Raw genomic sequence first — 23,436 nt, 5'->3', positions numbered from 1 at the left:
GCCCCCTCGTGAGCACTTTGCGAGTCCAGGCACGCCTGAAATGCTCACGAGGGGAGGGGGCTACCAGATCTTCACTCGCTGCCCCGGCTCCAGGTAGAGCCCGTCGCCGGGTTCGAGTGCGAACGCCGTGTGGAACGAATCGAGATTGCGCACGACGCCGTTGCAGCGGAACTCGGGTGGCGAGTGCGGATCGACGGCGAGCCTCCGGATCGCCTCGGCGTCACGCGCTTTCGTGCGCCACACCTGAGCCCATCCGAAGAACACGCGTTGCAGGCCGGTGAGCCCGTCCAGCTCGGGTGGCTCGGTACCTTCGGTCGCGATCTCGTACGCCGACACCGCGATCGACAGGCCGCCGAGATCGCCGATGTTCTCGCCGATCGTGAAACTGCCGTTGACATGGTGTCCGGGAAGGGACTTCGGCTCGAATGCGTCGTACTGTTCGATCAGTGCGGTGGTCCGCTTGCCGAACTCGGCACGATCGTCGTCGGTCCACCAGTCGTGCAGATTGCCGTCGCCGTCGTACTTGGCACCCTGGTCGTCGAAGCCGTGCCCGATCTCGTGGCCGATGACGGCGCCGATGCCGCCGTAGTTCGCGGCGTCGTCGGCGTCGGGATCGAAGAAGGGTGGCTGCAGGATCGCGGCCGGGAACACGATCTCGTTCATACCCGGGTTGTAGTACGCGTTGACGGTCTGCGGCGTCATGAACCACTCGTCGCGATCGACCGGTCCGCCGAGCTTCGCGAGATCGCGGTCGTACTCGGCGGCGTAGCCGCGCCGGTAGTTGCCGACCAGATCGTGCGCGTTGATCTCGACGGCCGAGTAGTCGCGCCACTTGTCGGGGTACCCGATCTTGGGAGTGAACTTCTCGAGCTTCTCCAGTGCACGCGTGCGCGTGGCCGGGCTCATCCATTCGAGATCGGAGATGTTGCGCCGGTACGCCTCGATCAGGTTGTCGACGAGCTGCTGCATGCGGACCTTCGAGTCCGGCGGAAAGTGCTCCTCGACATAGAGTTTGCCGACGGCTTCGCCGAGCAGCGTCTCGACGAGCGATACGCCGCGCTTCCAGCGTTCGCGGTTCTCCTCAGTGCCGCTGAGCGTCCTGCCGTAGAACGCGAAGTTCTCGTCGACCAGTGCCTCGGTGAGATACGGCGCGCGCGAATGCACCACGCGCCACGACGCCCACGCCTTCCAGTCGTCGAGCGACCGGGATGTCCAGAGCTGAGCGAAGACGTCGAGGTAACTCGGTTGGCGCACCACCACTTCCGCGAACTGGTCGGCGGTGGCCTCGGCGCCCGCGATCCACTCGCCCCACTCGAAGCCGGTCGGCAGCTCGGCGAATCGCACGAGGTTGTAGGTGAGGTCGGCGTCGCGGCGCTTGACGACGTCCCAGTGCCCGGCCGCGAGCTCCTTCTCGACCGCGAACACGGTGTCGGCGTCGTAGTCGAGGCCCGCGAGCGCGAACATCTTCGCGATGTGCGCGACATAGGCGTCGCGGATCTCGGCGTAGTCGTCCTCGCGGTAGTACGACTCGTCGGGCAGCCCGATGCCGGACTGCGCCAGGTGCATCAGATAGCGCGCCGAGTTCTTCGAGTCGGTGTCGACGTAGTGTGCGACGCCCCCACCGACGCCGGTGCGCTGCAGCGACCCGAGCACCCGCGCGAGCGCCGCGGTGTCGGCCGCGCCCCGGATCGCGTCGAGCTCCGCCGCGATGGGGGACGTCCCCAGCGACTCGACCTCGGCAGCGTCCATGAAGCTCGCGTAGAGGTCGCCGATCTTGCGTTCGACCGTGCCCGACGGCGTCGCCTCCTCCGCGGCCCGGACGATGATGTCCTGGACGTCCTGCTCGGCCCGGTCGTAGAGCATGCGGAACGCGCCGTCCACCGCGCGGTCCGCGGGAATCTCGTAGTCGGCGAGCCACCGGCCGTTGACGTGCTCGAACAAGTCGTCCTGCGGCCGGGCGGCGTCGTCGACGTGGGTCAGGTCGATACCGGAGTTCGTGACGGTGGTCATGGCTCCATCCTTACACCGCCCTCGACCTTCGTGCGTCCGTGCGCGGTTATCGCAGTTTGATGCTGCCGCCGTCGACCATGAGCGTCTGACCGGTCATGTAGCTCGCGTCGTCGCTCGCGAGGAAGACCGCGACGCGTCCGATGTCGTGTTCGGGATCGCCGAGCCGATGCATCGGTGTCTTCGAGAGCATCGGCTCCTCGACCTCGGGATTCGCCGCGATGTACGCCTGGATGCCCTCGGTGAGCGCGAGCGGCGAGATCGCGTTGACGTTGATGCCGTCGGTGGCCCACTCGTTGGCCGCGACGCGCGAGATCGCGCGGATCGCTTCCTTCGCCGCCGCGTACGAGCCCTGCGTCGGCAGGCCGTCGATACCGGCACCCGACGCGAAGTTGATCACCGACCCGTTCGTCTCCTTCAGCTGCTCGTAGCAGGCCTGCATGAGCCACAGTGTCGGGTAGAAGCCCGTGCCGAACGACAGGTCGAGCATCTCCTGGGTGACCTCGATCAGCGGGGCCTGCCGCGACGCGTGCGCATTGTTGACCAGCACACTGACCGGGCCGAAGGCCTCGTTCGCGGCATCGCGGATACGCGACGCGTTCTCGTGCTTCGAGATGTCGATGCCGAGATACCGCGCTTCGCCGTCGAATTCGGCCTCGAGTGCCCGGCCGGCCTCGTCGTTGATGTCGACGACGAGCACCCGGGCTCCCTCCTTGACGAACGCGCGGACGATGCCGCGCCCGATTCCGCCCGCGCCACCCGTGACGACGGCAACCTTCCCGTCCAGCCTCATCATGCCCCTCTCGTTCCGCATCGACTCCTTGCCCGTCAGTGTGCGCCTGTCGCGGGGCGTCCGTTGCCACGATGCCACTGGATGGGTGCGACGCGTCGGCGGCGAGCCCCACGGCCCGTGGTCGACTCCTGCGCTTCCCGGTCAGTGGGCGAAGACCCTCTTTCCCGATGTGTGGTCCAGGACACTCTCACGATGTCCCATGACTGCACTCACGGAGCGGGCAGTCGACAACTCGACACGGACAACTCGACACGAAGGGATGTGTGATGACGGAACCGTCGGGCGTGGCCCACCGCACACCGACCGAACGCCGCGCGCTGCGCAGGGTCGCGTTCTCGAGTCTGCTCGGCACCACCATCGAGTACTACGACTTCCTGCTCTACGGCACGATGGCGGCGGTCGTCTTCGGCAAGGTCTTCTTCCCGTCGTCGGATTCGGCGCTCGGCACGATCGCCGCATTCGGCACGCTCGCCGCCGGGTACGTCGCGCGTCCGCTCGGGGGTGTGATCTTCGGCCACTTCGGCGACCGCCTCGGCCGCAAGTCGATGCTCATCGTGACGATGACCGGGATGGGCATCGCGAGCGCGTTGATCGGGGTGCTCCCGACGTACGAGAGCGTCGGGATCGTTGCACCGATACTGCTCGTGACGCTGCGTGTGCTGCAGGGCATCGCGGTGGGCGGCGAGTGGGGCGGCGCAGCACTCATGGTGGTCGAGCACGCGGACCCGCACACGCGTGGCAGGTGGGCCGGGATCATGCAACTCGGCACCCCGTTCGGTTTCCTGCTCTCGACCGGGGTCGTGTCGCTGATGACCTCGTTGCACCCCGAGGCGATGCTCACGTGGGGCTGGCGCGTTCCCTTCCTGTTCAGTGCAGTCCTGCTCGTCATCGGCCTGTACGTGCGTCTGCAGGTCGTCGAGAGCCCGATCTTCGAGGAGGCGGCAGAAAAGCACGAGCAGCGGCGCGTGCCTGCCCTGCAGGTGCTCGCGCGACCCGGGCGCGTGCTGATCGCGATCGCGGCGGGCGTCGGACCGTTCGCGCTGACAGCGCTCACGAGTTCGCACATCATCGCGTACTCCACCAGCATCGGCTACGAGACGGCCGACGTGATGAACTGCCTGATCGCGGTCGTCGCGGTGTCGATCGTGTTCATTCCGCTGTTCGCGGCGTTGTCGGACAAGCTGGGTCGGCGCCGCGTCATGCTGTTCGGCTGCGTCGGCACCATCGCGTTCGCGTTCCCGCTGTACATGCTGGTCAACACCGGGACGATCGCCGGTCTGCTCGGTGGCCTGATGTTCGCTCAGTTCCTGCAGAATGCGATGTACGCCCCGTTGACGCCGCTGCTTTCCGAGCTGTTCCCCACTCGCATCCGCTACAGCGGGGTGTCCATCTCCTACCAGTTCGCGTCGTTGATCGGTGCCGGGTTCACCCCGCTGATCGCGAGCAGCCTCGTCGCCTCCTTCGGCGGCTCGAGTGTGCCGCTGAGCCTGATCGCGGGCGTCACCGCCTTGGTGAGCCTGCTGGCCCTCGCGATCACCCGCGAGACCACGGGCAGGGCGCTCGACTGGGAGGAGGGGGCGGACACTGTGAACGCTCCGGCCCGGTCCGACACCGTGAAGCCGTCGCGAGCATGACCGGTGGGGTGGCGAACTAGGCGCCCTCGCGCCGCCGGACCATCTCGGCGATCCAGGTCGGCGCGTACGGAGACGTGCAACCGGGCGAGGTGGGGTAGTCCTCGAGGACCCGCAGCTCTTCGCCGATCGCGATCGCCCGGGACCGGTGCTCGGGGTGGTGGATTCCGATCGTCGCGAGGCATTCGTTCATGGCCCACTGCAGCGGGTCGGGCGCGTCCTTCATGCCGTCCTCGATCGCGTCGAGCAGGCCCGGCAGGTCGAGGCCGTCGGGAGACTTCGCGACGCGCGTGCTCGTGAGCGCCCATCCCGCCGCGGCGACCGCCGGGTCCGGGTCGTCGAACCATCGGATGCGCAGGTTCTCGGCGTGCGGACTCTTCTTCACGACGTAGCCGGTCAGCCAGTCGCGCACCTTGGGCACTCGGGCGTCGCGGAGCATCGCGTCGAGCTCGTCCTCGGTGAACGCCTTGGGCCGGGCGACGAGGATCGCGACGAGCCGTGCCGACGCGTCGCCCGTCTGCCACAGCTCGCGTGCGAGTTCGTGCTGCGTCTTCAGCCGCTTCGCGACCGCACGCAGCTTCGTGAGATTGACGCCGTGGTCGTCGCCGTGCCGTTCGTTGACCGCGCGGATCTTGGGATCCTCCAGCGCGGCCAACTCGGCCAGTACGTCGTCGACCGTCGTTGCCGGTGAGCCTGTGGGCACACTCGTCTCCTCTACACGTCGATACCGAGGTTGACAGCCGCAAGATACCCGTCGGCGGTCTTGCGCACGGTCAGCAATCCTTCGTCGTGGTAGATCGAGTCGGTGTCGTTGGTGGTGTCGCGGCCGGTGTGCTCGCTGTACGGCGCCACCTGGTACGCCTCGTCGATCACCGATTCCTCGAAGAACAGCTGCGTCGTCAGCACGGTCGTCTTGTCGACGTGCACCTTGAGGTGGATGTGCGGGGTGCGGCCCCTGTACCAGCCGGGGAAGATCGTCGTGAACTGCGCGACGCCGTTGCCGTCGGTGGCCTGCGCGCCGCGCAGATACGTGCCGTCGTCGGTGGTGGTCGCTTCCTGTTCGCCGACGCTGTAGGAGCCGTCCGACGTCTCGCCCGAGCCCGCGCCGTCAGGCCCGCCCATGCCGCCGGGCGGCATACCTTCCGGCGGTTGCCCCATGCCTTCCGGCGGCTGCCCGCCCTGCGGCGGCTGCCCGCCCGGTCCGCCCGGTCCGCCGCCCGGATTCGCGGCTTGCGAACCCGATTCGAAACCCGAGTACACGCCGCCTGCGTCGCAGTGCCAGATCTCGACGACCGCATTGGTCACGGCGGTCCCGGTGCCGGGCGCGCATCCGGTGACGTCCTGCACGCGCAGCGCGAGTTGCAACGTCGTGCCGGGACGGTCCTCGCGGATGTCGCTGCGGATCGAGTCGACGTCGAAGTAGTACGGGCCCTGCGTCTCCTCCACGGCCATGACGCACTGCGGCGCCTCGTCGAGCAGCGCGAGGATGTCGTCGGGTGCGGTGCCGGTCGCCGCCGCCGTGGCCGTCGGCGACGTGGAGGCGGTTGCGGTGGTCGAATTGCCGTTGTCGCCGCCCGCACATGCGGCGAGGAAACCGCCGAGCCCGATCGTGCCGCCGATCGACAGCGCGCGGCGCCGGCTGACCCGCCGCCTGCTGGCCAGTACTTCTTCGTTCATGGAGCCTCCTCGTGACGGTGCGATGAAGCCAGCATGAGGGAGCATCCTGCGCGGCGGATGGAAGTCGGCTGTGAAACGGCTGGGAAGGAAGGGAAACGGCTGGGAACGAGGGAAGGTCGTCAGCCCCCGAGCCGTGAATGCATCTCCCACACGAGGATCTCGGCACCCGCCTCGGTGCTCACCTGTTGGCCGCCGGACGCGGTGAGCCGCACCGCATCACCCTCGGCGAGCGCGCCGACGCCTTCCATCACGACGCTGCCCTGCGCGACGAACACGTGTACGTAGGGCGCGGTGGGCACCGTGACCGGTGCGCCGGGCCGCAGCCGCGCGACGTGCAGGGACGCGTGCGTGTTGTTGATCCGGATCGCGGAGTGGTCGCGGTGCTCGGGCCGTCCCGACGCGACCGGCACAAGCCCGCCCTTCAGGATCTCGTCCTCGATCTCGAGCTGCTCGTAGCCGGGTGTCGCCCCCGCGTCGTCGGGCACGACCCACATCTGTACGAAGCGCACGGGGTCGGTGCCGTCCTCGTCGGGCCGCAGGTCGCGCTCGCCCGAGTGCGTCAGGTGGTCGTACCGGAAGGCATCGTTCTTCTCCGAGTGCAGGATGCCGGTGCCCGCGCTCATGCGCTGCGCGAGGCCCGGGTAGATGACGCCCGCGTGACCCATCGAATCCTGGTGCACGAGCGAACCGCGCAGCACCCACGTCACGATCTCCATGTCGCGGTGCGGGTGCGTGTCGAAGCCCTGCCCGGGGCGGACGGTGTCGTCGTTGTTGACGAGCAGCAGCCCGTGGTGCGTGTTGTCCGGGTCGTAGTGGTGGCCGAACGAGAACGAATGCTTCGAGTCGAGCCAGTCGATCTCGGTTTTCAACCGGTCTCCCGCGCGCCGCACGTCGACGGTCGGAGTGGTCAGCGCAGCCATCGGAAACTCTCCTCGTGAACGTCCTGTCGGGTCTACGACCAGGGTAGAGAGAATCGCTCACCGACGCGGCGGCGCCCAGACGCCCACGAACGACCCGCACGTGACGACGCGTCCGTGCACGCGGTCGAGGACGCCACGGGCGATCCCGGAATCGTCGACGACCTCGGTGCCCGCGAACGCGGTGCGACGCCCGCCGGTGCCGTCGTGCCCCGCACTGCCGTCGTGGGCGATCGTCTGGAAGAGCACGAGGAAGTCGTCGTCGAGAGCATCGGCCGCCGCGTCGAACCGGTCCCGTGAGTCCGCGACGAGCTCGCCGGTCAACGGCCAGTCGAGCGGGAACGGGTTGCGAACACCCAGCGCGGGATACACGAATGCGTTGTCGGGCAACACCGCGACGCGGTCGGCGGGATACCGCTCGACGCACCGCGCGAGGTCGCCGACGTAGTCGGCCGTCTCCGGCGACGTCCGCACCCAGCGCATCGACGGGATCGAGGTACCGAGATCGGCGGTGAGCTCGTCGTACGGCCCGTCCCGGTACGAGTGTTCGGCGCGCTGCACGCCCATCCACGCGAGCGTCACGACGCACACGGTCACGGCCGCAACCACCCCGGCGGCACGGGGAGCGCGCACCGGCGGCATCTCCCGCGTCAGCACGTCGACCGTCAACAGTGCGAGGCTGCCGCCGAGGAGCGTCGGCGAGTCGTAGCCCCACGACAGCGACGCCATGACGCCGAGCGCGAGCAGCCCCGCGGCGCGCCACGGGACGCGCCGGCGGGCGAGCGCGTGCACCGCCACGACCACCGCAAGCACCCACCACAACGTGATGCCCCAGTCGCCCGCGCGTTCGAGCCGGCCCGTCGCGATCACGAGCACGACGGCCGCGCACCCCGCCACGACTGCGGCCGCACGTACCGCCGGCCGGCGCACCGTATGCGCGAGCACCGCGGCCACCGCCACGACCGCGAGCACCGGCAGCGCACCGGGGACCCCCGTCACATCCAGCAGGCGCAGTCCGACGTCCGAGGACGCGCCGCCGAGTTGGGCGAGCATGTCGTGGACGCCACCGCCCGCGGCGACCACCGCGACATAGGCCGCAGGGACGGCGAACAGCACCGCGACGTCGGGGATCAGCTGCGCCGGGCGCCGCCTGCGCACGACGAGCACGACGAGCGTGATCAGGAGCGCGGGCACGAACGACTGTTTGACGATCGCCGCGACACCGATCGCCGGCAGGCCGAGACGCACCACGACGTCACGGTCGCGGCGCATGCCGACGTCGAGCGCCCACCAGCCGGCCGCCACCGCGAGGATGCCGTCGACCGTGTGCCACGCATTCATCGGGAACTGGTGCAGGTTGACCACCGCGGCGGTCGCGACGACCGCGGTACGCGCGACACCCCACCGAGTGGGGCCGACGCCGCTCGTCCATGCCGCGAGCAGCACGGTCGCGGTGACGAGTTGCAGCGTCGCGACGAAGATCGAGGACACCATCAGCGGCGCGGGCAACGCGAAATCGAGCGTGTGCAGATACGCCGAGCCGAGCGGGCGTGCCGACACGACGTCGCTGTGGGGCATTTCGCCGTGCAGGATGCGCCACGACTGCGCGAGCACGAATCCCTGGTCGGTCGGGTCGAAACCGAAGCGTTCGACGAAGGCGGTGAGCGCCGCCGACAGTGCGACGACCCAGCCGACCTGCGCCGCCACGCGACGCCCCGAGGGGTGAACCGCGGCCGGGCGTGCGGGAGTGGTGTCGCGCTGAGCTACCCGAGAAGACGCCACCGATCCGAGTGTCCTGCACCTCGCGGCCCGCGTCAGGCGGTTCACACGAGGTGTCGGTTTTCGCCGAGACGATCCCTACCCGGGGCGTCGCTGACAGCCGTGAGACAGACCCCCTGGTAATTTCGGCTGCGAACGCCCGCCTGCCGAGCATCGACACCCGGGGCGCACGGGAACCGAGGAGACAGCGTGAGGGGGCACGACTCGCCGCCGTCGGACACTCCCGAGGCAGGACACACACGGAAATCTCCGCGGCTCCGGACGCTGCTGATCGTGCTCGCCGGTTGGGCCGCGCTGTCGGTCGTTCTGCTCTTCGCGACTGTCGATCCGCATCTGGACGGGGCAGGCATTCTCGCCGGGGGAGCGGATTTGTACGTGTACCGCGAAGGTGCCTGGCGGACGCTGCACGGGCTGCCGCTCTACACCGAGCGGTTCGTGCTCGACCTGCTGTACACGTATCCGCCGTTCTCCACATTGGCGTTCATTCCTGTCGAGCGGATTCCCGGCGTCTACGTCGATCAGGTCTGGATGATCGTCAACCTCGGGACGCTGTATGCCTGTGTCCTGGCGAGCTGGCGGATGCTCGGTTACCGGCTGACCGCGTCGGTCTGGGCGGTGAGCGCGCTGCTCGCCGCCATGTGCCTGTTCCTCGAACCCGTGCGCACCACGCTGTTCTACGGGCAGATCAATCTGGTGCTGATGTTGTTGGTGCTGTTCGACTTCACTCGCCGCGAGCGAGGGCCGCTCCGGGGCATCGGTATCGGGATCGCCGCCGGGATCAAGCTCACGCCCGCGTATTTCGTGGCGGTGTTCGTCGCGCTGCGTCAGTGGCGTTCGGCGGTGACGGCGGTGGCCGTGTTCACCGCCACGGTCCTGTGCGCCTGGATCGTGGTGCCGGACTCGTCGTTCCGGTACTGGACCACCACATTCTTCGAGTCCACGCGCATCGCCGAGGACACGCACCCGTCGAACCAGTCCCTCCGCGGTGTCGTCGCCCACCTGACGGGCGCCGCCACGCCGCTGTGGTTGTGGCTCCTGCTCGCGGGCCTGGCGACAGCTGTCAGTCTGGTGGTCACGGTCCGGCTGTACCGCAACGGGGAGAAACTGCTCGCCGTCACCCTGTCCGGGTTGACGGCCGCGGCGGTGTCCCCGTTCTCGTGGAGCCATCACTGGGTCTGGTTCGTACCGTTGACGGTGTACCTGGTGCACCGGTCGTTCACCAGGCCGCGGTGGTGGGTGGCGGTCGTGCTGCTCTGGGTCGCGGCCGGGGCGTGGCCGTATCACTGGAGCGAGACCAGCGTGGTGATCGGGCTCTTCCTGTTCCCACCCGAGTGGCCGGTGATGCCGATACTGACGAACATCTACGCTCTCGTCTTCGTCGTCGTACTCGTCGGCGCGGCGCGGCGCGCGTTCGGCAGGAGGCCACCACGATCCCCGGAGGCGGCACGGGACGAGGACGGCGGTGACGACGAAGGCAGCACCGACGGGGAAGCCGGTCTCACGGCGGCGGCGGTCTGAAGGTGGCCCGCCGCCGACTCGCGGCGCGCACCGCGTGCTCGGCTAGGGTGCGGCACAGCAGTTCCACGCGACGTACCGAGGAGAACACGCATGATCCTGAGCCTGGGCGACCAGAAACCCGACGTCGACGACACCGCGTGGGTCGCCGACTCCGCGACGGTCGTCGGCCGCGTCACGATCGGTGCGGGCGTCGGCGTGTTCTATTCGGCCGTCGTGCGCGGTGACATGGACGCGATCGTGATCGGCGACGACAGCAACATCCAGGACGGTGCCGTCCTGCACGCCGATCCGGGCAAGCCGCTCACGATGGGCAAGCGGATTTCGGTGGGACACAACGCCACCCTGCACGGCTGCACGATCGAGGACGACGTGTTGATCGGTATGGGGGCCACCGTGCTCAACGGCGCGAAGATCGGTGCAGGCTCGCTGATCGCGGCCGGTGCCCTCGTCACGGAGGGTGTCGAGGTGCCGCCGGGCTCGCTCGTCGCGGGCGTGCCCGGAAAGGTGCGCCGCGAACTGGGCGACCCCGAGCGTGACGGCATCGTCCTCAACGCGCAGGTCTATCGCGAGCTCACCAAGCAGCACGCCACCGACACGCACTCCTGAGACACGCGCCCGTCCGGCCGCCCGCGGCGATAGCGTGGACGGATGACCGTCGAGGAGATCACGGGAGACGGCGTCCACGGCTGGCTGCACCGCCCGGACGGCGACGTCCTCGGTGGGCTCGCGTTCGCGCACGGTGCGGGCGGCGATGCGGGAAGCGCACTGCTCGTCGCGCTCGCCGAAGCGTTCGCGGAGCGCGGCGTGCTCACCCTGCGCTACGACCTGCCGTACCGGCAACGACGGCCCAAAGGCCCACCGCAGCCGGCGCGCGCCGAGGCCGACCGCGCGGGCGTCGCCGCCGCTCTGGAGGTGGTGCGCGAGCTGTTCGACGGGCCGCTCGTCGCGGGCGGTCAGTCCTACGGCGGCCGACAGACGTCGATGCTCCTCGCCGAACAGCCCGGCCTGATCGACCGACTGACGCTCACCGGCCTGCTGCTCACGTCCTACCCCCTGCACGCGCCGGGCAAGCCCGACAAGCAACGCACGGAGCATCTGCCGGACCTGCGCGTGCCGACGGTCGTCGTGCACGGGTCGAAGGACACGTTCGCCACCACCGACGAGATCGAACGTGCGCTCGCGCTGATCCCGGCACCCACGACGCTCGTCGACATAGCGGGCGGCAGACACGATCTCGCGCCCGGCAAGTCCGACGTCGTCGCTCGAGCCGCCGAAGCGGGTCTGCGCCTGTTCGAGTGACGCGTCAGGCGGGATGCCCGGGCGTCAGGTCGCTGATCGCGGCCGCACCCAGCAGGGTGCCGGAATGCCGCACCTCCGCCTCGATCGGCTGCAGCAGACAGCCCACGTGATCGCCGAGCGGGACGCGTTCGAGGATCGCGCCGCAGAACCATCCCGCCACGTCGTCGAGGATCGGGACTCCACCTGGCCCGGGGCGCCACCTGCACTGCGCGAACTTGTCCATCACGTCGCCGGTGTGCGCGCCGAACAGCTCCGCGAGCTCGCACTGGTCGTCGCGGAGCACGTGCACCGCGAGATACCGTGCCTGCGACGCGACGGTGAACGTGTGGTTGGCCCGTGAGATCGCCGCGAGGAACCGGTGCGGGCCGATGCTCGCCGGCATCGCGTACGTCATGACGCACCCGGCTCGATGTGTGCCGGCGGCGGTCGTCACGATGTACACGGGCGAATCGAGCATGTCGGTGATGCGCTGGTACTCGTCCTCGGCGGGTCCGTGCGCGGTCATCGCGCGGCCACCCGAACGGGGCCGCGTACAGCCGCGGGATAGGTTCGGACGATGAGCGACGACGCACCCCGCTGGTTCACCCGGGCACTCGCAGCCGATGTCGACACGGGAGAGGTGGAGGTCGACGGCGCGACCGTCCGATATCGCGCGTGGGGCCCGGTCGGCGCACCCGGCCTCCTGCTCGTGCACGGCGGTGCGGCCCACAACCGCTGGTGGGACCACATCGCGCCGTATCTCGCGACCGGGCGCCGCGTCGTCGCACCCGACCTCACGGGCCACGGCGACAGCGACCACCGCGGCGCGTACTCGCTCGAGACCTGGGCCGACGAGGTGCTCGCCGCGGCCCACGCAGGCGGCATTGCCGGCCCGCCGACCGTCGTGGGGCACAGCATGGGCGGACTCGTCGCATATGTCGCGGCGCGCACGGTGGGCGAGCAGCTCGGCGGCGTCGTGATCATCGACTCTCCCGTCTTCGGGCGCACCCCCGAGGACGAGGCTGCGCGGAACCATCGGGCCTTCGGCCCGATCAAGGTGTACCCGGACCGCGACGACGCAATCGCCCATTTCCGCTTCGTGCCTGCGCAGGACGCCGCGGTCCCTGCGGTGTTCGCGCACGTCGCGGAGACCTCGCTACAGGCCGTCGACGGTGGATGGTCGTGGAAATTCGATCCGACGATGATGGCGCGCTCGGGCGACGACCACCTGGGCGAGGCGGGCGCTCGCTGCCGGCTCGCGTACTTCCGGGCCGAGCACGGGATCATCGGCGACGACGCCCTCGCCGAGATGCGCACCCGCTTCGGGCCCGCCGCGATCGTCGCGGAACTGCCCGACGCCGGGCATCACGCGATGATCGACCGGCCGCTGTCGCTGATCGCGGCCGTGCGCACGGTGCTCGCGGCGTGGGACGCGGCCGACGCGACGTCCTGACCGGACAAGGTAGCGCGCAAGCCCGGTCCTTCAGGGCCGGGTTAGCGCATCAAGTGTGTCGGTGGTCAGGAATAGGGTTTGCCTGTGCAGTTGCGATACCAGTTCCGCGTCTATCCGACGCCGGGCCAGCAGGACATGCTGGCGCGGTCGGTCGGGTGTGCGCGGGTGGTGTTCAACGATGCGCTGCGCGCACGACAGGATGCGTATGCGGCCGGGGTGACGCTCTCGGATACCGATGTGCAGAAGCGGGTGGTCACCGAGGCGAAGAAGGCCCCGGAGCGGGTGTGGCTTTCCGAGGTGGCGTCGGTGGTGTTGGTGCAGGCGTGCCAGGACGCTCGGCGCGCGTCCCGGAACTGGTTCGACTCGATGTCGGGGAAGCGTAAGGGCCGCAGGGTCGGGGCGCCGCGGTTCCGGTCCCGCAAGGACAATCGGCAGGCGATCCGGCTCACTCGCAACGGCTTCTCGATCCGCCGGAACCGGAAGCTGTATGTCGCGAAGGTCGGCGAGCTGAAGGTGGCGTGGTCGAGGGATCTGCCGTCGGTGCCGTCGTCGGTGACGATCATCAAGGCCTCTGCGGGCCGGTACTTCGCGAGTTTCGTCGTCGAGGTCGACCAACAACCACTGCCGGAGATCAACACCGAAGTGGGTATCGACTTGGGGCTCGCCACGTTCGCTGTCCTGTCGGATGGCAAAACGATCACGTCGCAGAAGTTTCTGCGACGCGCCGAGCGCAAGTTCCGCAAGGCTCAGCGGACCCTTNTTCGCTGTCCTGTCGGATGGCAAAACGATCACGTCGCAGAAGTTTCTGCGACGCGCCGAGCGCAAGTTCCGCAAGGCTCAGCGGACCCTTTCCCGCAAGGAGAAGGGCAGCAACAACCGGGCCAAGGCGCGCCTGCGTGTCGCCAAGGCGCACGCCCGGGTGGCCGATTCGCGTCGCAACTTCGTGCACCAGCGGTCCACGGCGATCATCCGCGACAGCCAAGCGGTGTTCGTCGAGGACCTGGCGGTGTCCGGGTTGGTGCGCACTCGGTTGGCGAAGTCGGTGCACGACGCGGGATGGGGCATGTTCATCCGGATGCTCGAGGAGAAGGCCGCCCGGTATGGGCGGACGTTCGTGAAGGTGGATCGCTGGTTCCCGTCGTCGCAGCTCTGCTCGGCGTGTGGAGTGGTCGACGGGCCGAAGCCGCTCTCGATTCGAGAGTGGACGTGTGCAGCGTGTGGTGCGGTCCACGACCGCGACCTGAACGCCGCGAAGAACATTCTCGCCGCAGGACGTGCGGAGAGGTTAAACGCCTGCGGAGGGACCGTAAGCCCTGCCGCGTAGCGGAAGGCAGGTCCCGGTGAAACAGGAACCCACCGAAGCGGCGCACCGTGCCGCTGTAGGAATCCCGGTCGTTCACGGCCGGGAGGACGTCAATCTGCCGTCCTTGCGGCCGTCAGCGGCTGCGTACCGCGGCGACGAACTTCTCGATCAGTGCGACGTCCTTGACGCCGCGCGCACTCTCGACGCCGCTCGACACGTCGACACCCCACGCGCCGGTCGCGTCGAGTGCGGCGGCCACATTGTCGGCGTCGAGCCCGCCCGCGACGATCCAGCGCCTGCCGGTCGGTGCACCGCTCGACCAGTCCCACGTGCGGCCCGCGCCCGCCACCGCGCCGTCGATCAGCAACTCGTCCGCACCGAAGGCGTCGTGCGCGTCGGGGCTGTGCGCGACGACGGCACGGACGACGTCGAAGCCCGCGTCGTGCAGCCGTGCGACATCGGTGCGGCCGGTCAGGTCGTGCACCTGCACCGTGCGGATTCCGGCGCGCGACGCGACGGCGACGATCTCGTCGACGCCGCTGCCCTTGAACACCCCGACGGCGCGTGTGCGCTCGGGCAGTGCCGCGACCAGCTCCGCGGCGTCGCCGGGATCGATGCGGCGCGCGCTGGCCGCGAACACGAAGCCGACGGCGTCCACCTCGAGCGCCACGGCCGCGTCGACCGACTCGCGGTCGCGTAGGCCGCAGATCTTGATGAACGTCACTCCTCGAGGGTACCGGCGTGCGCCTACCCTTCCGGTTGTGGACTGGCTCACCGCTCTCGACATCCTGTCGGGCCCCGTGCCGGTGGTCGTCGACGTGCTCGGCGTGGCAGGGGGCCTGTGGCTGCTGAGCGGGCGACCCCGGTGGTACCGGGTGAGGGTGCTGCCGGCGTGCCTGGTCGCGTCGGCAGCCGCGACGGCAGCGCTGTACGTGCTCGTCGAGAAGGTGCTGCGCCCCTTTCCCGACCCGATCGCGCCCCGCGTCTACGGGTGGATCGGTCTCGGGATTCTCGCGCTCGCGCTGACCGTCCCCCGTGTCCTGGTGGGGCGCCGCGTGCGGTCGGTGCTCGCCGCGGTACTCGCTGCGGCCGCGGTCGTCGCGTCGTGCGGGCTGCACGTGAACAAGGTGTTCGACGCGTACCCGACGCTCGGGACACTGTGGGGTGCCGAGGCATTCGACCGTCTCGCCCTGTCGGACGTCACGACGCGGATGCCGCAGACCGTGCAGGGTGTACCGCTCGAATCGGTGTGGTCTCCGCCGTCCGATCTGCGCGGCACCGGTGCGGTGGTCACCGCACCGATCCCCGGAGCGGTGTCCGGATTCGCGGCCCGCGAGGCCCAGATCTATTTTCCACCTGCATATTTCGCGGACCCGCGGCCCGAGTTGCCGGTGCTCGTGCTGCTCGCCGGGCAACCGGGCAGCCCCGACGACTGGCTCGTCGGGGGCAAGCTCACCCAGACCATGAGTGAGTTCGCGTCCCGGCACGCCGGTCTCGCGCCCGTCGTGGTGGTCGCCGACGGCACCGGAACGCAGATCGCGAACCCGCTGTGCGTCGACTCGCCGCTCGGCAACGTCGCCACCTACCTCGCGAAGGACGTCCCCGACTGGGTGGCCACCCACCTCCAGGTGGACACCGACCCCCGGGCGTGGGCGATCGGTGGCCTCTCGTACGGCGGCACGTGTTCACTGCAGATGGCCACGAACCATCCCGACGTGTACCCCACCTTCGTCGACATCTCGGGTCAGGAGGAGCCGACGCTCGGCGACCGCCGGCGCACCCTCGATGCGGCATTCGGCGGCGACGAAGCCGCGTTCGAGAGCGTCGACCCGCTGCATGTCATGGCACGCACGCGGTTTCCCGACTCGGCCGGCTTCTTCGTCGTCGGCAGCGACGACCGCGAGTACAAGGCCGGTATGCAGAAGGTCGCCGCGGCCGCGCAGGCCGCGGGAATGCAGGTCGAATACCGTGAACTGCCCGGTGGGCACAGCTTTTCGGTGTGGTCGGCGGGCCTGCGGGAGTCGATGGACTGGCTCGGTGCCAGGCTCGGGCTGACCGACTGAGAAACGCGCGTTCCCCGACTCACGTACGGTTCAGGAATGGCGCGAGCACGCCGAGTACCTCCGCCGAATGCGCAAGAGTCGTAGCATGATCGGCGCCCGGCACGATCGAGAGCACGGCATCGGGAATCGTCGTCGCGAGGTGCTCGCAGTCCGCGAGCCGCTGCCGGTCCCGATCGCCGACGAACACGAGCGTCGGCACGTCGATCGCGGCGAGCGCGTCGTCCGGTATCCCGGGTTCGACGTCGCTGCGGCTCATGTACGCCGCGAGCGCTCGGGAGTCGTTGGCACGGAATGCTGCTCGCGTGCCGGAGTCGATCGGAGCATCACGCACGAGTTCCCAGCGACGCAGGAACTCGTCCATCCCGTCGCGCGCGAGCGCCGCGGCCGCGCCGTCGAAGAACAGCGCGTCGAAGCTGCCGCGCTGCGGGCGGCTGCTCGCCCCGCCGAGCGCGAGGCTGCGCACCCGCTCGGGGTGCGCGACCGCCGTGGTGAGTGCGGTGCGGCCGCCGAACGAGTACCCGCACACGTGCGCGCGCTCGACATTCGCCGCATCCAGCACCGCGACGACATCGGCCGCCACGACATCCATCGCATAGCGTTCCTCGTCGTGCGGCTTGTCGCTGCGCCCGTGCCCACGCTGGTCGACGAGGATCAACCGGTAGGTCTCGCGCAGCGCGCGCACGTAGCCGAACGCACGCCAGACGCCGCGGCTGAGCGCACTGCCGTGCAGCAGCACAAGCGGATCGCCCGATCCGACCACGTCGTAGTCGATCTCGACGCCGTCGAGTGGGTTGATCGCGCGCATGCGACCAGTCTCCTCTCCGGCCGGTGTTCCCGCTGTCACCGGGCGGCTTCGGCCAACCCCTGCTCACTCAGCTCGAGCCCCCGAGTGACGCCGATGTCGGTGAGGAACCGCGGGTCGTGGCTCACGACGACGAGCGCACCCTGGTAGCCGGCGAGCGCATCGGTGAGGTGCGCCAGGCTGGGCAGGTCGAGATTGTTCGTCGGCTCGTCGAGCAACAACAGCCGAGGGGCGGGCTCGGCCAGCAGAAGCGTCGCGAGGGCAGCGCGCAATCGCTCGCCGCCGGACAGCGCCCGCACCGGCACGTCGGCTTCGCGGCCCCGGAACAGGAAGCGAGCGAGATGAGCGCGCACGTGTTCGTCGTCCGCATGCGGCGCCGCCCCGGCGACATTCGCCGCGACCGACGCGTCCTCGTCGAAGACGTCGAGGCGTTGGCGCAGGGTGCGCACCGGAACGAGCGCGGCACGCTCGATCGCGTCGAGCAGAGTCGTCTTGCCGATGCCGTTGGGCCCGACGAGCGCGACCCGTTCCGGGCCTGCGATGGTGAGCGACACCGACTGCCCGGTGCGCAGCACGCAGTCGAGTTCGAGCACGCGCGCACCCGGATGCACATGTGTGCCGGGTAGCACGAGCCGGATCTCGCGGTCGTCACGCACGGCGTCCTCGGTGTCCGACACGCGTGCGCGTGCGTCGTCGAGCTTCGCGACGTGGTTGCCGCGCAGCTTGCCCGCCGACACCTGCGCCTGCCGTTTGCGTTCGTTCATCACCGCCTTCGGTTCGCGGGTGTTCTCGAACATCTTCTTGCCGTAGCGGACCCGCCGGTCGAGCTTGATGCGGGCCTGTTCGAGCTCACGTTTCTGCTTCGCCATGTCCGACCTCGCCTCGCGCACCGCAGCGCGCGCGGCCTCCTGCTCGGCCGCGACGGTGGCCTCGTACGCGTCGAAGTTGCCGCCGAACATGCGGACCCGTCCGTCGCGCACCTCGGCGATCGAATCGACGATCGCGAGCAACTCACGATCGTGACTCACGACGAGCAGGACTCCATCGAACTGCCGCACGATGTCGTAGAGCCGCTCCCGCGCCGCGCTGTCGAGATTGTTGGTCGGTTCGTCGAGCAGCAGTACGTCGGGTCGCGCGATCAGCTGGGCCGCGAGGGCGAGCAGCACGGTCTCGCCACCCGACAGCGTGCCCACCGTGCGGGCGAGCGCATCGACGTCGGGCACCAGATGCTGCAGGCCCAGCCGGTGCAGTAGCGCCACCGACCGCTGGTCGACATCCCAGTCGTCCTGGACCACCTCGAAATCGGCATCCTCGCCGACGCCGCTCTCGATGCGGTGCAGCGCACGACGTGCCCGAGCGATGCCGAGGACGTCGTCGACGCGGCGCATCGTGTCGAGGGTGACGTCCTGTGGCAACAGTGCGACGCGCCCGGCCGCGCGGATCGAACCCGAAGCGGGGACCAGCGTGCCTGCGAGCAGGTGCAGCAGCGTCGTCTTGCCGGAGCCGTTGAGACCGACGACCCCCGTGCGGACGGCGGGGAACCGGATGTCGAGTGCGTCGAAGACCACGGTGCCGTCAGGCCACGAGAACGAGAGATGCGACGCGGTGAGCGAGGAAGAGGGCAGGGATGTGGACATGGCGGTCCTCCGGGAGGGTGCGAACGGATGTGCGCGACTACCTCGCAGAGAGCAACGGTCCGTCTCCTGACACTCGGGAACTGTCGACGTCCGACGGTAGTACCACCGCGGGCCGCGGGCAACGGATTTTCTCGTCACCCCCGCATCCGCGATCTCGGGCATCATCGAGAGCGTGCGCATCAAGGCAGTGACCCTCGTGACCGTGCTCGCCGCGACGCTCACCGCGTGTGGGCTGGGCGGACCCGACCAGCCGGACACCGTCGCCCAGCAGTTCGCGGATGCTCTCGCGGCCGAGGACGTGCCCGCGGCCGCCGCGCTGACGACCGACCCGCAGGCTGCGACCGACGCGATCACGGCATTGTTCGACGGCCTCGGCGACGGCGGCACCTTCACGCCCGCGAACCCGGCGGAGACGGACGGCGGCGGCACCGTCGACTTCGACGTCGCGTGGACTTTCGACGAGCCCCGGCCCGAGGATCAGGCCGAACCGGAGCAACAGGCCGAACCCGCGCCGCAGACCCCGCCGCGCGAATGGACGTACACGACGCGCGCCGATGTCGTCGAGGACGGCGACGACTGGCGCATCGACTGGGATCCCGCGGTGCTCGCACCGGGGCTGACGGCCGACTCGGCGGTGCGGTACACGCCCACCCAGGGCACGCCCGCGGCGGTGCGCTTCGCGTCCGGGCAGCCGCTCATGGAGCAGCAGACGGTCACGGTCGTGCAGTACGACCAGTCCGCCGATGTCGCGGCGCTCGCCGCAACGGTCCAGGGCGTCGCGCCGACGATCACGGCGGACTCGCTGCGCACGCAACTGGCCGAGCACCGGGATGCGCCCGCCACCGCGATCACACTGCGTGCCGACGACTTCGCACCCCTCGAACCGGCACTGAGCGCGATGCCGGGTGTCACGCTCGTACCGCAGACCCGGCTGCTCACGGTGGACAAGTCGCTCACCTCGCCCGTGTTCGGCGGGCTCGTCGAGGACTGGCAACGCAACAACGACGCGGCGGCGGGCTGGGCTGTGCAACTCGTCGGGCCGGACGGCACGGCGGAGACCGTCGCCGGTGCGGACCCGGAAACCGCCCCCGACACGGAGACGACGTTCGACGCGCAGCTGCAGAGCAAGGCGGAGTCCGCACTGGCGGGCATCCCGCAGGACGCGGCGATCGTCGCGCTGCGGCCGTCGACGGGCGAGCTGGTCGCGGCCGCGCAGAACGCGCCCGCCGATGCGCAGGGTGCGCTGGCGCTCACCGGGCTCTACCCGCCGGGATCGACGTTCAAGACGGTCACGACGACGGCCGCGCTCGAATCGGGTGCCGTCACCCCCGACACCGTCCTCCCGTGCCCCGGCACCGAGAACATCGAGGGCAGGCAGATCCCCAACGACGAGGAGTTCGATCTCGGCGAGGTGCCGCTGCACACCGCGTTCGCCCGCTCGTGCAACACGACGATGGGCCGGCTCGCCGTGTCGATGGCCCCGAACCAGCTGCACGACACCGCGCTGCAACTCGGCCTCGGTGTCGATTTCGTGACGCCAGGACTCACGACGGTCACGGGCTCGGTGCCGTCGGCCGACACGCCCGCCGCGCGCGTCGAGTCGGCGATCGGTCAGGGGCAGGTCACCGCGTCGCCGTTCGGGATGGCCGTCGTCGCGGCGTCGATCGCACACGGCTCGGTGCCCGCACCCACGGTGCTGCGCGGTCAGCCCGGCACACCGGACCAGACGCCGCCCGCCGTCGACCCCGCCGTGCTGTCGGACGTGCGGTCGATGATGCGTGAAACAGTCACGGGCGGAACGGCGACTAGTCTTCGGGACGTCCCGGATCTGCTCGGCAAGACCGGCACCGCCGAGGACGGAACCGGTTCGGCGCACGGATGGTTCGTCGGCATCTCCGGCGATCTCGCGTTCGCGGTCTTCGTGGCCGACGCGGACAGCTCGGGGCCCGCTCTGCAGGCAGCAGGGTCGTTCCTGAGATGACGCGGATCGCGCGGTCACGGTCGTGTGCTCGTCGTAGCTCAACCGTGACATCTTCGTAGGCAAAGCGCGCCCGCGCGGCACGGGAGGGGTAGCAAGATAGCCACCATGGGGTACCGACGGCAACGGGGGAACACGCGATCACGGCTTCGCCGCCGTCACGTGTTCGCACTGGTGTCGGTCTCGGTCACCGTTCTCGCGGTCGTCCTCGCGTCGTGCGTCGCGACCGCCAAGCCGGACACCGCCACCGCGCAGTCGGTCGCCGACGCATTCGTCTCCGCGCTCAACGAGGGCGACGTCGACGCGGCAGCCGAGCAGACGTCGTACCCGAACGCCGCCAAGGAAGCGATCGGGCAGATGTTCGACGGGCTCGACCCGAAGGACGCGACCTTCAAGGTCAGCCAGTTCATGGACCTCGGCACCACGACGAGTTTCTTCACGATGAGCGCGAACTGGAACTTCGGTCCGGGCCGCGACTGGGCGTACGAGGTGCAGGGCAGCCTGCGCAATCTGTCCGTGGGCTGGCGAATCTCGTGGGATCCGGCCGTCGTCGCCCCCAACCTGACAGGCGATCGCTCGGTGCGTTACGACCGCACCGACGCCGCGCCGCCCACCGTGCTCGACGCGGGCGGCGGCGTGCTCATGAACGAGCAGATCATCAACACGATCAAACTCGACCCGGCCACCATGCCCGACCCCGCCGACACGACGCGTCGGCTCGCGGACGTGCTCGCGCCGGTCGCGCCGATCATCAACGCCGAGTACATGACGAACGAGATGCGCGCGCATCCGGGCGAACAGGTCGAGGCGGTCAAGCTGCGCGACCAGGACTACAACTATCTCGGGCCCGAGAAGTTCGCGCTGCCGGGCGTGATCGTCGAACGCACGCCCACCCTCATCACCGCCGACCGACGCATCTCGACGCCGCTGGTCGACCCCTACCGCACGGTGTGGCAGGCCAACCGCGACGCGACGGCAGGCTGGGCCGTGCACACCGTCGGCACCGACGGCACCGTCATCCCCGAGGCAGGCTTCCAGGGCCCGCCTGGCCCCGACATCCGCACCACGCTCGACACCCGGGTGCAACTCGCGGCCACCGAGGCCGTCGTCACCGCGGGCACCCCCGCCGCGGTCGTCGCGATCCAGCCGTCGACCGGGGCCGTGCTCGCCGCCGCGCAGAACAACCAGGCCATCGAGAAGGGGCCCATCGCGTTCACCGGGTCCACGCCGTCCGGCAACTCCCTCGACCTCGTACGCAGCGCGGCCGGGTGGTCGCGCGGCGTCGAACCGAAGGACGTGTCGGTCGAGGACGTCGAGGTCACCGGGCACAGTCTCGGTCTCGGCCGCAACTACGACATCCCCGGTCTCGAACAGAAGACGGCGCAGTTCACGTCCGCGCGCGAAGGCATGGACCAGGCGATGTCGCAGCGCGACGACGACCTGCCGGCTGTCACGCCGTTCGGCCTCGCGGTACTCGCCGCGTCGATCGCACGCGGCGCACCGGTCGAGCCGCGGATCGTGCAGGACCAACCCGCCACCACCGACGTGCGGGCCGACGCGCTCGCACCGGACGTCACCGAGCGGCTGCGGGCGGCGATGCGCGAGAGCGCCGCGCGTGGTCCCGAACAGCTCCGCGCCTTCCCGGATCTGATGGGCGGCGGCGCGCAGCGCGACACCGACCGCTGGTACTTCGGGGTGCGCGGCGACCTCGCGTTCGCGGTCTTCGTCGAGAACGCCGACGGCGGCGACCGCGCGGTTCAGATGACCGACAAGTTCATGCAGGAGTTGTCGAAGCCCGCACCGTGACGGCAGCACTCGCGCCGGTAGGTTGATACGACGTGACGCTGCTGGACCTCGGTTTTCTCGTGCTCGCCGGCTATTTCGCGGGCCTGGTCGGGTTCGTCACGGGCCTCGCGTCGATCGTGTCGTATCCCGCGCTGCTCGCGGTCGGGCTCTCGCCGGTCGCGGCGAACGTCACCAACACGGTCGCGCTCGTCGCGGTCGGCGTCGGTGCGCTGGCGAACTCGACGCGCGAGGTGGCCGCGACCGGTCCACGGCTCGTGCCGTGGGCGGTGGTGTCGGCGGCCGGCGGCGTGGTCGGTGCGGTCTTGCTCCTCGTCGCACCGGAAGGCTCGTTCGAGGCGGTCGTGCCGTTCCTCGTGGCGTTCGCGGCGCTCGCACTGCTCGTGCAGCCCCGCATCCGGCGCCTCGCGGGCGGCGGCGAACTGCCTCGCTCGTTCCTGGTGGTGTTGTTCGCGGTCGCCGTGTACGGCGGGTACTTCGGTGCGGGCGCCGGGGTCATCTTCCTGGCCGCGATGCTGATCTTCACGTCCGAGACGGTGTGGCGCGCGACCGTCCTCAAGAGTTTCCTGCTGGGGATCGCGAACCTCGTGGCGGCGCTCGGCTTCGCACTGTTCGGCCCGGTGCACTGGGCTGCGGCGGGTGCGATGGCGGTCGGTGCGCTCGCAGGCGGCTGGAGCGGTCCGCCACTCGTCAGGCGGGTACCGCCGACGCTGCTGCGCTGGGTGATCGCGGCCGCGGGCTTCGGGCTGGCGGCGTGGCTGTGGCTGTCCTCGTGAGCACATCGCGAGTCCAGGTAC

At 69.7% G+C, this 23,436-nt stretch carries 20 protein-coding genes and 1 pseudogene; 11 read left to right on the top strand and 10 right to left on the bottom strand.

Annotated elements, in window-relative coordinates; translation table 11 throughout:
* Positions 1-60 precede the first annotated feature (60 nt).
* On the bottom strand, positions 61-2,010 hold the full coding sequence (locus HCA44_RS13245) for a M13 family metallopeptidase (protein ID WP_169649032.1): 1,950 nt from the start codon (positions 2,008-2,010) through the stop codon (positions 61-63).
* A 46-nt stretch (positions 2,011-2,056) separates the two neighbouring features.
* The gene (locus HCA44_RS13240; RefSeq protein ID WP_169649145.1) at positions 2,057-2,800 is read right to left on the bottom strand and encodes an SDR family oxidoreductase; all 744 of its coding nucleotides are present in this window, start codon (positions 2,798-2,800) and stop codon (positions 2,057-2,059) included.
* Between the two features lie 266 nt (positions 2,801-3,066).
* Between HCA44_RS13240 and HCA44_RS13235 the strand changes: the two genes are divergently transcribed.
* Positions 3,067-4,434: an MFS transporter gene (locus HCA44_RS13235; RefSeq protein WP_169649031.1), complete on the top strand. Its 1,368-nt coding sequence runs from the start codon at positions 3,067-3,069 to the stop codon at positions 4,432-4,434.
* A gap of 16 nt (positions 4,435-4,450) precedes the next feature.
* Here HCA44_RS13235 and HCA44_RS13230 read toward each other — a convergent pair whose 3' ends face one another.
* The 4 genes from HCA44_RS13230 to HCA44_RS13215 all read right to left on the bottom strand — a co-directional run bounded on the left by HCA44_RS13230 (position 4,451) and on the right by HCA44_RS13215 (position 8,732).
* Positions 4,451-5,134 (bottom strand): DNA alkylation repair protein, encoded by a 684-nt coding sequence (locus tag HCA44_RS13230; RefSeq protein WP_169649030.1) that lies wholly within the window; start codon positions 5,132-5,134, stop codon positions 4,451-4,453.
* Positions 5,135-5,145: 11 nt separating this feature from the next.
* A complete protein-coding gene (locus HCA44_RS13225; RefSeq protein ID WP_169649029.1) occupies positions 5,146-6,108 on the bottom strand; it encodes a protocatechuate dioxygenase in 963 nt (320 codons plus the stop codon).
* A gap of 119 nt (positions 6,109-6,227) precedes the next feature.
* A complete protein-coding gene (locus HCA44_RS13220) occupies positions 6,228-7,028 on the bottom strand; it encodes a pirin-like bicupin family protein (protein WP_169649028.1) in 801 nt (266 codons plus the stop codon).
* Between the two features lie 57 nt (positions 7,029-7,085).
* Complete coding sequence (locus tag HCA44_RS13215; RefSeq protein ID WP_169649027.1) at positions 7,086-8,732, bottom strand: hypothetical protein; 1,647 nt, start codon at positions 8,730-8,732, stop codon at positions 7,086-7,088.
* Positions 8,733-8,993: 261 nt separating this feature from the next.
* Between HCA44_RS13215 and HCA44_RS13210 the strand changes: the two genes are divergently transcribed.
* From HCA44_RS13210 to HCA44_RS13200, 3 genes are all read left to right on the top strand, one after another.
* Positions 8,994-10,322 carry a glycosyltransferase 87 family protein gene (locus tag HCA44_RS13210; protein WP_346764703.1) on the top strand — a complete coding sequence of 443 codons (1,329 nt, stop codon included), beginning with the start codon at positions 8,994-8,996 and terminating at the stop codon, positions 10,320-10,322.
* Between the two features lie 90 nt (positions 10,323-10,412).
* Positions 10,413-10,928 carry a gamma carbonic anhydrase family protein gene (locus HCA44_RS13205; RefSeq protein WP_169649026.1) on the top strand — a complete coding sequence of 172 codons (516 nt, stop codon included), beginning with the start codon at positions 10,413-10,415 and terminating at the stop codon, positions 10,926-10,928.
* A gap of 42 nt (positions 10,929-10,970) precedes the next feature.
* Positions 10,971-11,621 carry an alpha/beta family hydrolase gene (locus tag HCA44_RS13200; RefSeq protein ID WP_169649025.1) on the top strand — a complete coding sequence of 217 codons (651 nt, stop codon included), beginning with the start codon at positions 10,971-10,973 and terminating at the stop codon, positions 11,619-11,621.
* Between the two features lie 4 nt (positions 11,622-11,625).
* On the opposite strand, the gene HCA44_RS13195 is transcribed toward HCA44_RS13200, so the two are convergent.
* A complete protein-coding gene (locus HCA44_RS13195; protein ID WP_169649024.1) occupies positions 11,626-12,126 on the bottom strand; it encodes a flavin reductase family protein in 501 nt (166 codons plus the stop codon).
* 51 nt (positions 12,127-12,177) lie between these two features.
* Between HCA44_RS13195 and HCA44_RS13190 the strand changes: the two genes are divergently transcribed.
* From HCA44_RS13190 to HCA44_RS21035, 3 genes and pseudogenes are all read left to right on the top strand, one after another.
* Entirely contained in the window at positions 12,178-13,053 is an 876-nt protein-coding gene (locus HCA44_RS13190; RefSeq protein WP_169649023.1) for an alpha/beta hydrolase, read from the top strand.
* A 135-nt stretch (positions 13,054-13,188) separates the two neighbouring features.
* Positions 13,189-13,761, top strand: a pseudogene (locus HCA44_RS21040) (transposase); the annotation flags it as partial.
* Positions 13,739-14,377 carry a transposase gene (locus HCA44_RS21035; protein ID WP_240945501.1) on the top strand — a complete coding sequence of 213 codons (639 nt, stop codon included), beginning with the start codon at positions 13,739-13,741 and terminating at the stop codon, positions 14,375-14,377. The pseudogene HCA44_RS21040 and the gene HCA44_RS21035, both read left to right, overlap by 23 nt.
* A 112-nt stretch (positions 14,378-14,489) precedes the next feature.
* On the opposite strand, the gene HCA44_RS13180 is transcribed toward HCA44_RS21035, so the two are convergent.
* A complete protein-coding gene (locus tag HCA44_RS13180) occupies positions 14,490-15,080 on the bottom strand; it encodes a phosphoribosylanthranilate isomerase (protein WP_169649022.1) in 591 nt (196 codons plus the stop codon).
* Positions 15,081-15,117: 37 nt separating this feature from the next.
* On the opposite strand from HCA44_RS13180, the gene HCA44_RS13175 reads away from it, so the two are divergent.
* On the top strand, positions 15,118-16,419 hold the full coding sequence (locus tag HCA44_RS13175; protein WP_169649021.1) for an alpha/beta hydrolase-fold protein: 1,302 nt from the start codon (positions 15,118-15,120) through the stop codon (positions 16,417-16,419).
* Between the two features lie 19 nt (positions 16,420-16,438).
* On the opposite strand, the gene HCA44_RS13170 is transcribed toward HCA44_RS13175, so the two are convergent.
* Positions 16,439-17,224 carry an alpha/beta fold hydrolase gene (locus HCA44_RS13170; protein ID WP_169649020.1) on the bottom strand — a complete coding sequence of 262 codons (786 nt, stop codon included), beginning with the start codon at positions 17,222-17,224 and terminating at the stop codon, positions 16,439-16,441.
* Positions 17,225-17,259: 35 nt separating this feature from the next.
* A complete protein-coding gene (locus HCA44_RS13165; protein ID WP_169649019.1) occupies positions 17,260-18,858 on the bottom strand; it encodes an ATP-binding cassette domain-containing protein in 1,599 nt (532 codons plus the stop codon).
* A 178-nt stretch (positions 18,859-19,036) separates the two neighbouring features.
* Here HCA44_RS13165 and HCA44_RS13160 point away from each other — a divergent pair, with 178 nt between their 5' ends.
* The 3 genes from HCA44_RS13160 (at position 19,037) to HCA44_RS13150 (ending at position 23,415) form a co-directional block, all read left to right on the top strand.
* Positions 19,037-20,839 carry a penicillin-binding transpeptidase domain-containing protein gene (locus HCA44_RS13160; RefSeq protein WP_346764707.1) on the top strand — a complete coding sequence of 601 codons (1,803 nt, stop codon included), beginning with the start codon at positions 19,037-19,039 and terminating at the stop codon, positions 20,837-20,839.
* A gap of 105 nt (positions 20,840-20,944) precedes the next feature.
* On the top strand, positions 20,945-22,642 hold the full coding sequence (locus tag HCA44_RS13155) for an NTF2-like N-terminal transpeptidase domain-containing protein (RefSeq protein ID WP_169649018.1): 1,698 nt from the start codon (positions 20,945-20,947) through the stop codon (positions 22,640-22,642).
* A 32-nt stretch (positions 22,643-22,674) separates the two neighbouring features.
* Positions 22,675-23,415: a sulfite exporter TauE/SafE family protein gene (locus HCA44_RS13150; protein WP_169649017.1), complete on the top strand. Its 741-nt coding sequence runs from the start codon at positions 22,675-22,677 to the stop codon at positions 23,413-23,415.
* The last annotated feature ends 21 nt before the right edge of the window (positions 23,416-23,436 follow it).

Origin of the sequence: Rhodococcus sp. HNM0569 (assembly GCF_012726205.1) — a bacterium.
Classification (GTDB): Bacteria; Actinomycetota; Actinomycetes; order Mycobacteriales; family Mycobacteriaceae; genus Rhodococcus_F.
Note: the sequence above shows the minus strand (reverse complement) of the source record. Positions and strands in the feature narration are given on the sequence as shown.

Bases quoted from the DNA above. Each gene is read 5' to 3' on its own strand.
- HCA44_RS13245 (WP_169649032.1), bottom strand. From the start codon at position 2,010: ATGACCACCGTCACGAACTCCGGTATCGACCTGACCCACGTCGACGAC.
- HCA44_RS13240 (WP_169649145.1), bottom strand. From the start codon at position 2,800: ATGAGGCTGGACGGGAAGGTTGCCGTCGTCACGGGTGGCGCGGGCGGA.
- HCA44_RS13235 (WP_169649031.1), top strand. From the start codon at position 3,067: ATGACGGAACCGTCGGGCGTGGCCCACCGCACACCGACCGAACGCCGC.
- HCA44_RS13225 (WP_169649029.1), bottom strand. From the start codon at position 6,108: ATGAACGAAGAAGTACTGGCCAGCAGGCGGCGGGTCAGCCGGCGCCGC.
- HCA44_RS13220 (WP_169649028.1), bottom strand. From the start codon at position 7,028: ATGGCTGCGCTGACCACTCCGACCGTCGACGTGCGGCGCGCGGGAGAC.
- HCA44_RS13205 (WP_169649026.1), top strand. From the start codon at position 10,413: ATGATCCTGAGCCTGGGCGACCAGAAACCCGACGTCGACGACACCGCG.
- HCA44_RS13200 (WP_169649025.1), top strand. From the start codon at position 10,971: ATGACCGTCGAGGAGATCACGGGAGACGGCGTCCACGGCTGGCTGCAC.
- HCA44_RS13195 (WP_169649024.1), bottom strand. From the start codon at position 12,126: ATGACCGCGCACGGACCCGCCGAGGACGAGTACCAGCGCATCACCGAC.
- HCA44_RS13190 (WP_169649023.1), top strand. From the start codon at position 12,178: ATGAGCGACGACGCACCCCGCTGGTTCACCCGGGCACTCGCAGCCGAT.
- HCA44_RS13170 (WP_169649020.1), bottom strand. From the start codon at position 17,224: ATGCGCGCGATCAACCCACTCGACGGCGTCGAGATCGACTACGACGTG.
- HCA44_RS13165 (WP_169649019.1), bottom strand. From the start codon at position 18,858: ATGTCCACATCCCTGCCCTCTTCCTCGCTCACCGCGTCGCATCTCTCG.
- HCA44_RS13155 (WP_169649018.1), top strand. From the start codon at position 20,945: ATGGGGTACCGACGGCAACGGGGGAACACGCGATCACGGCTTCGCCGC.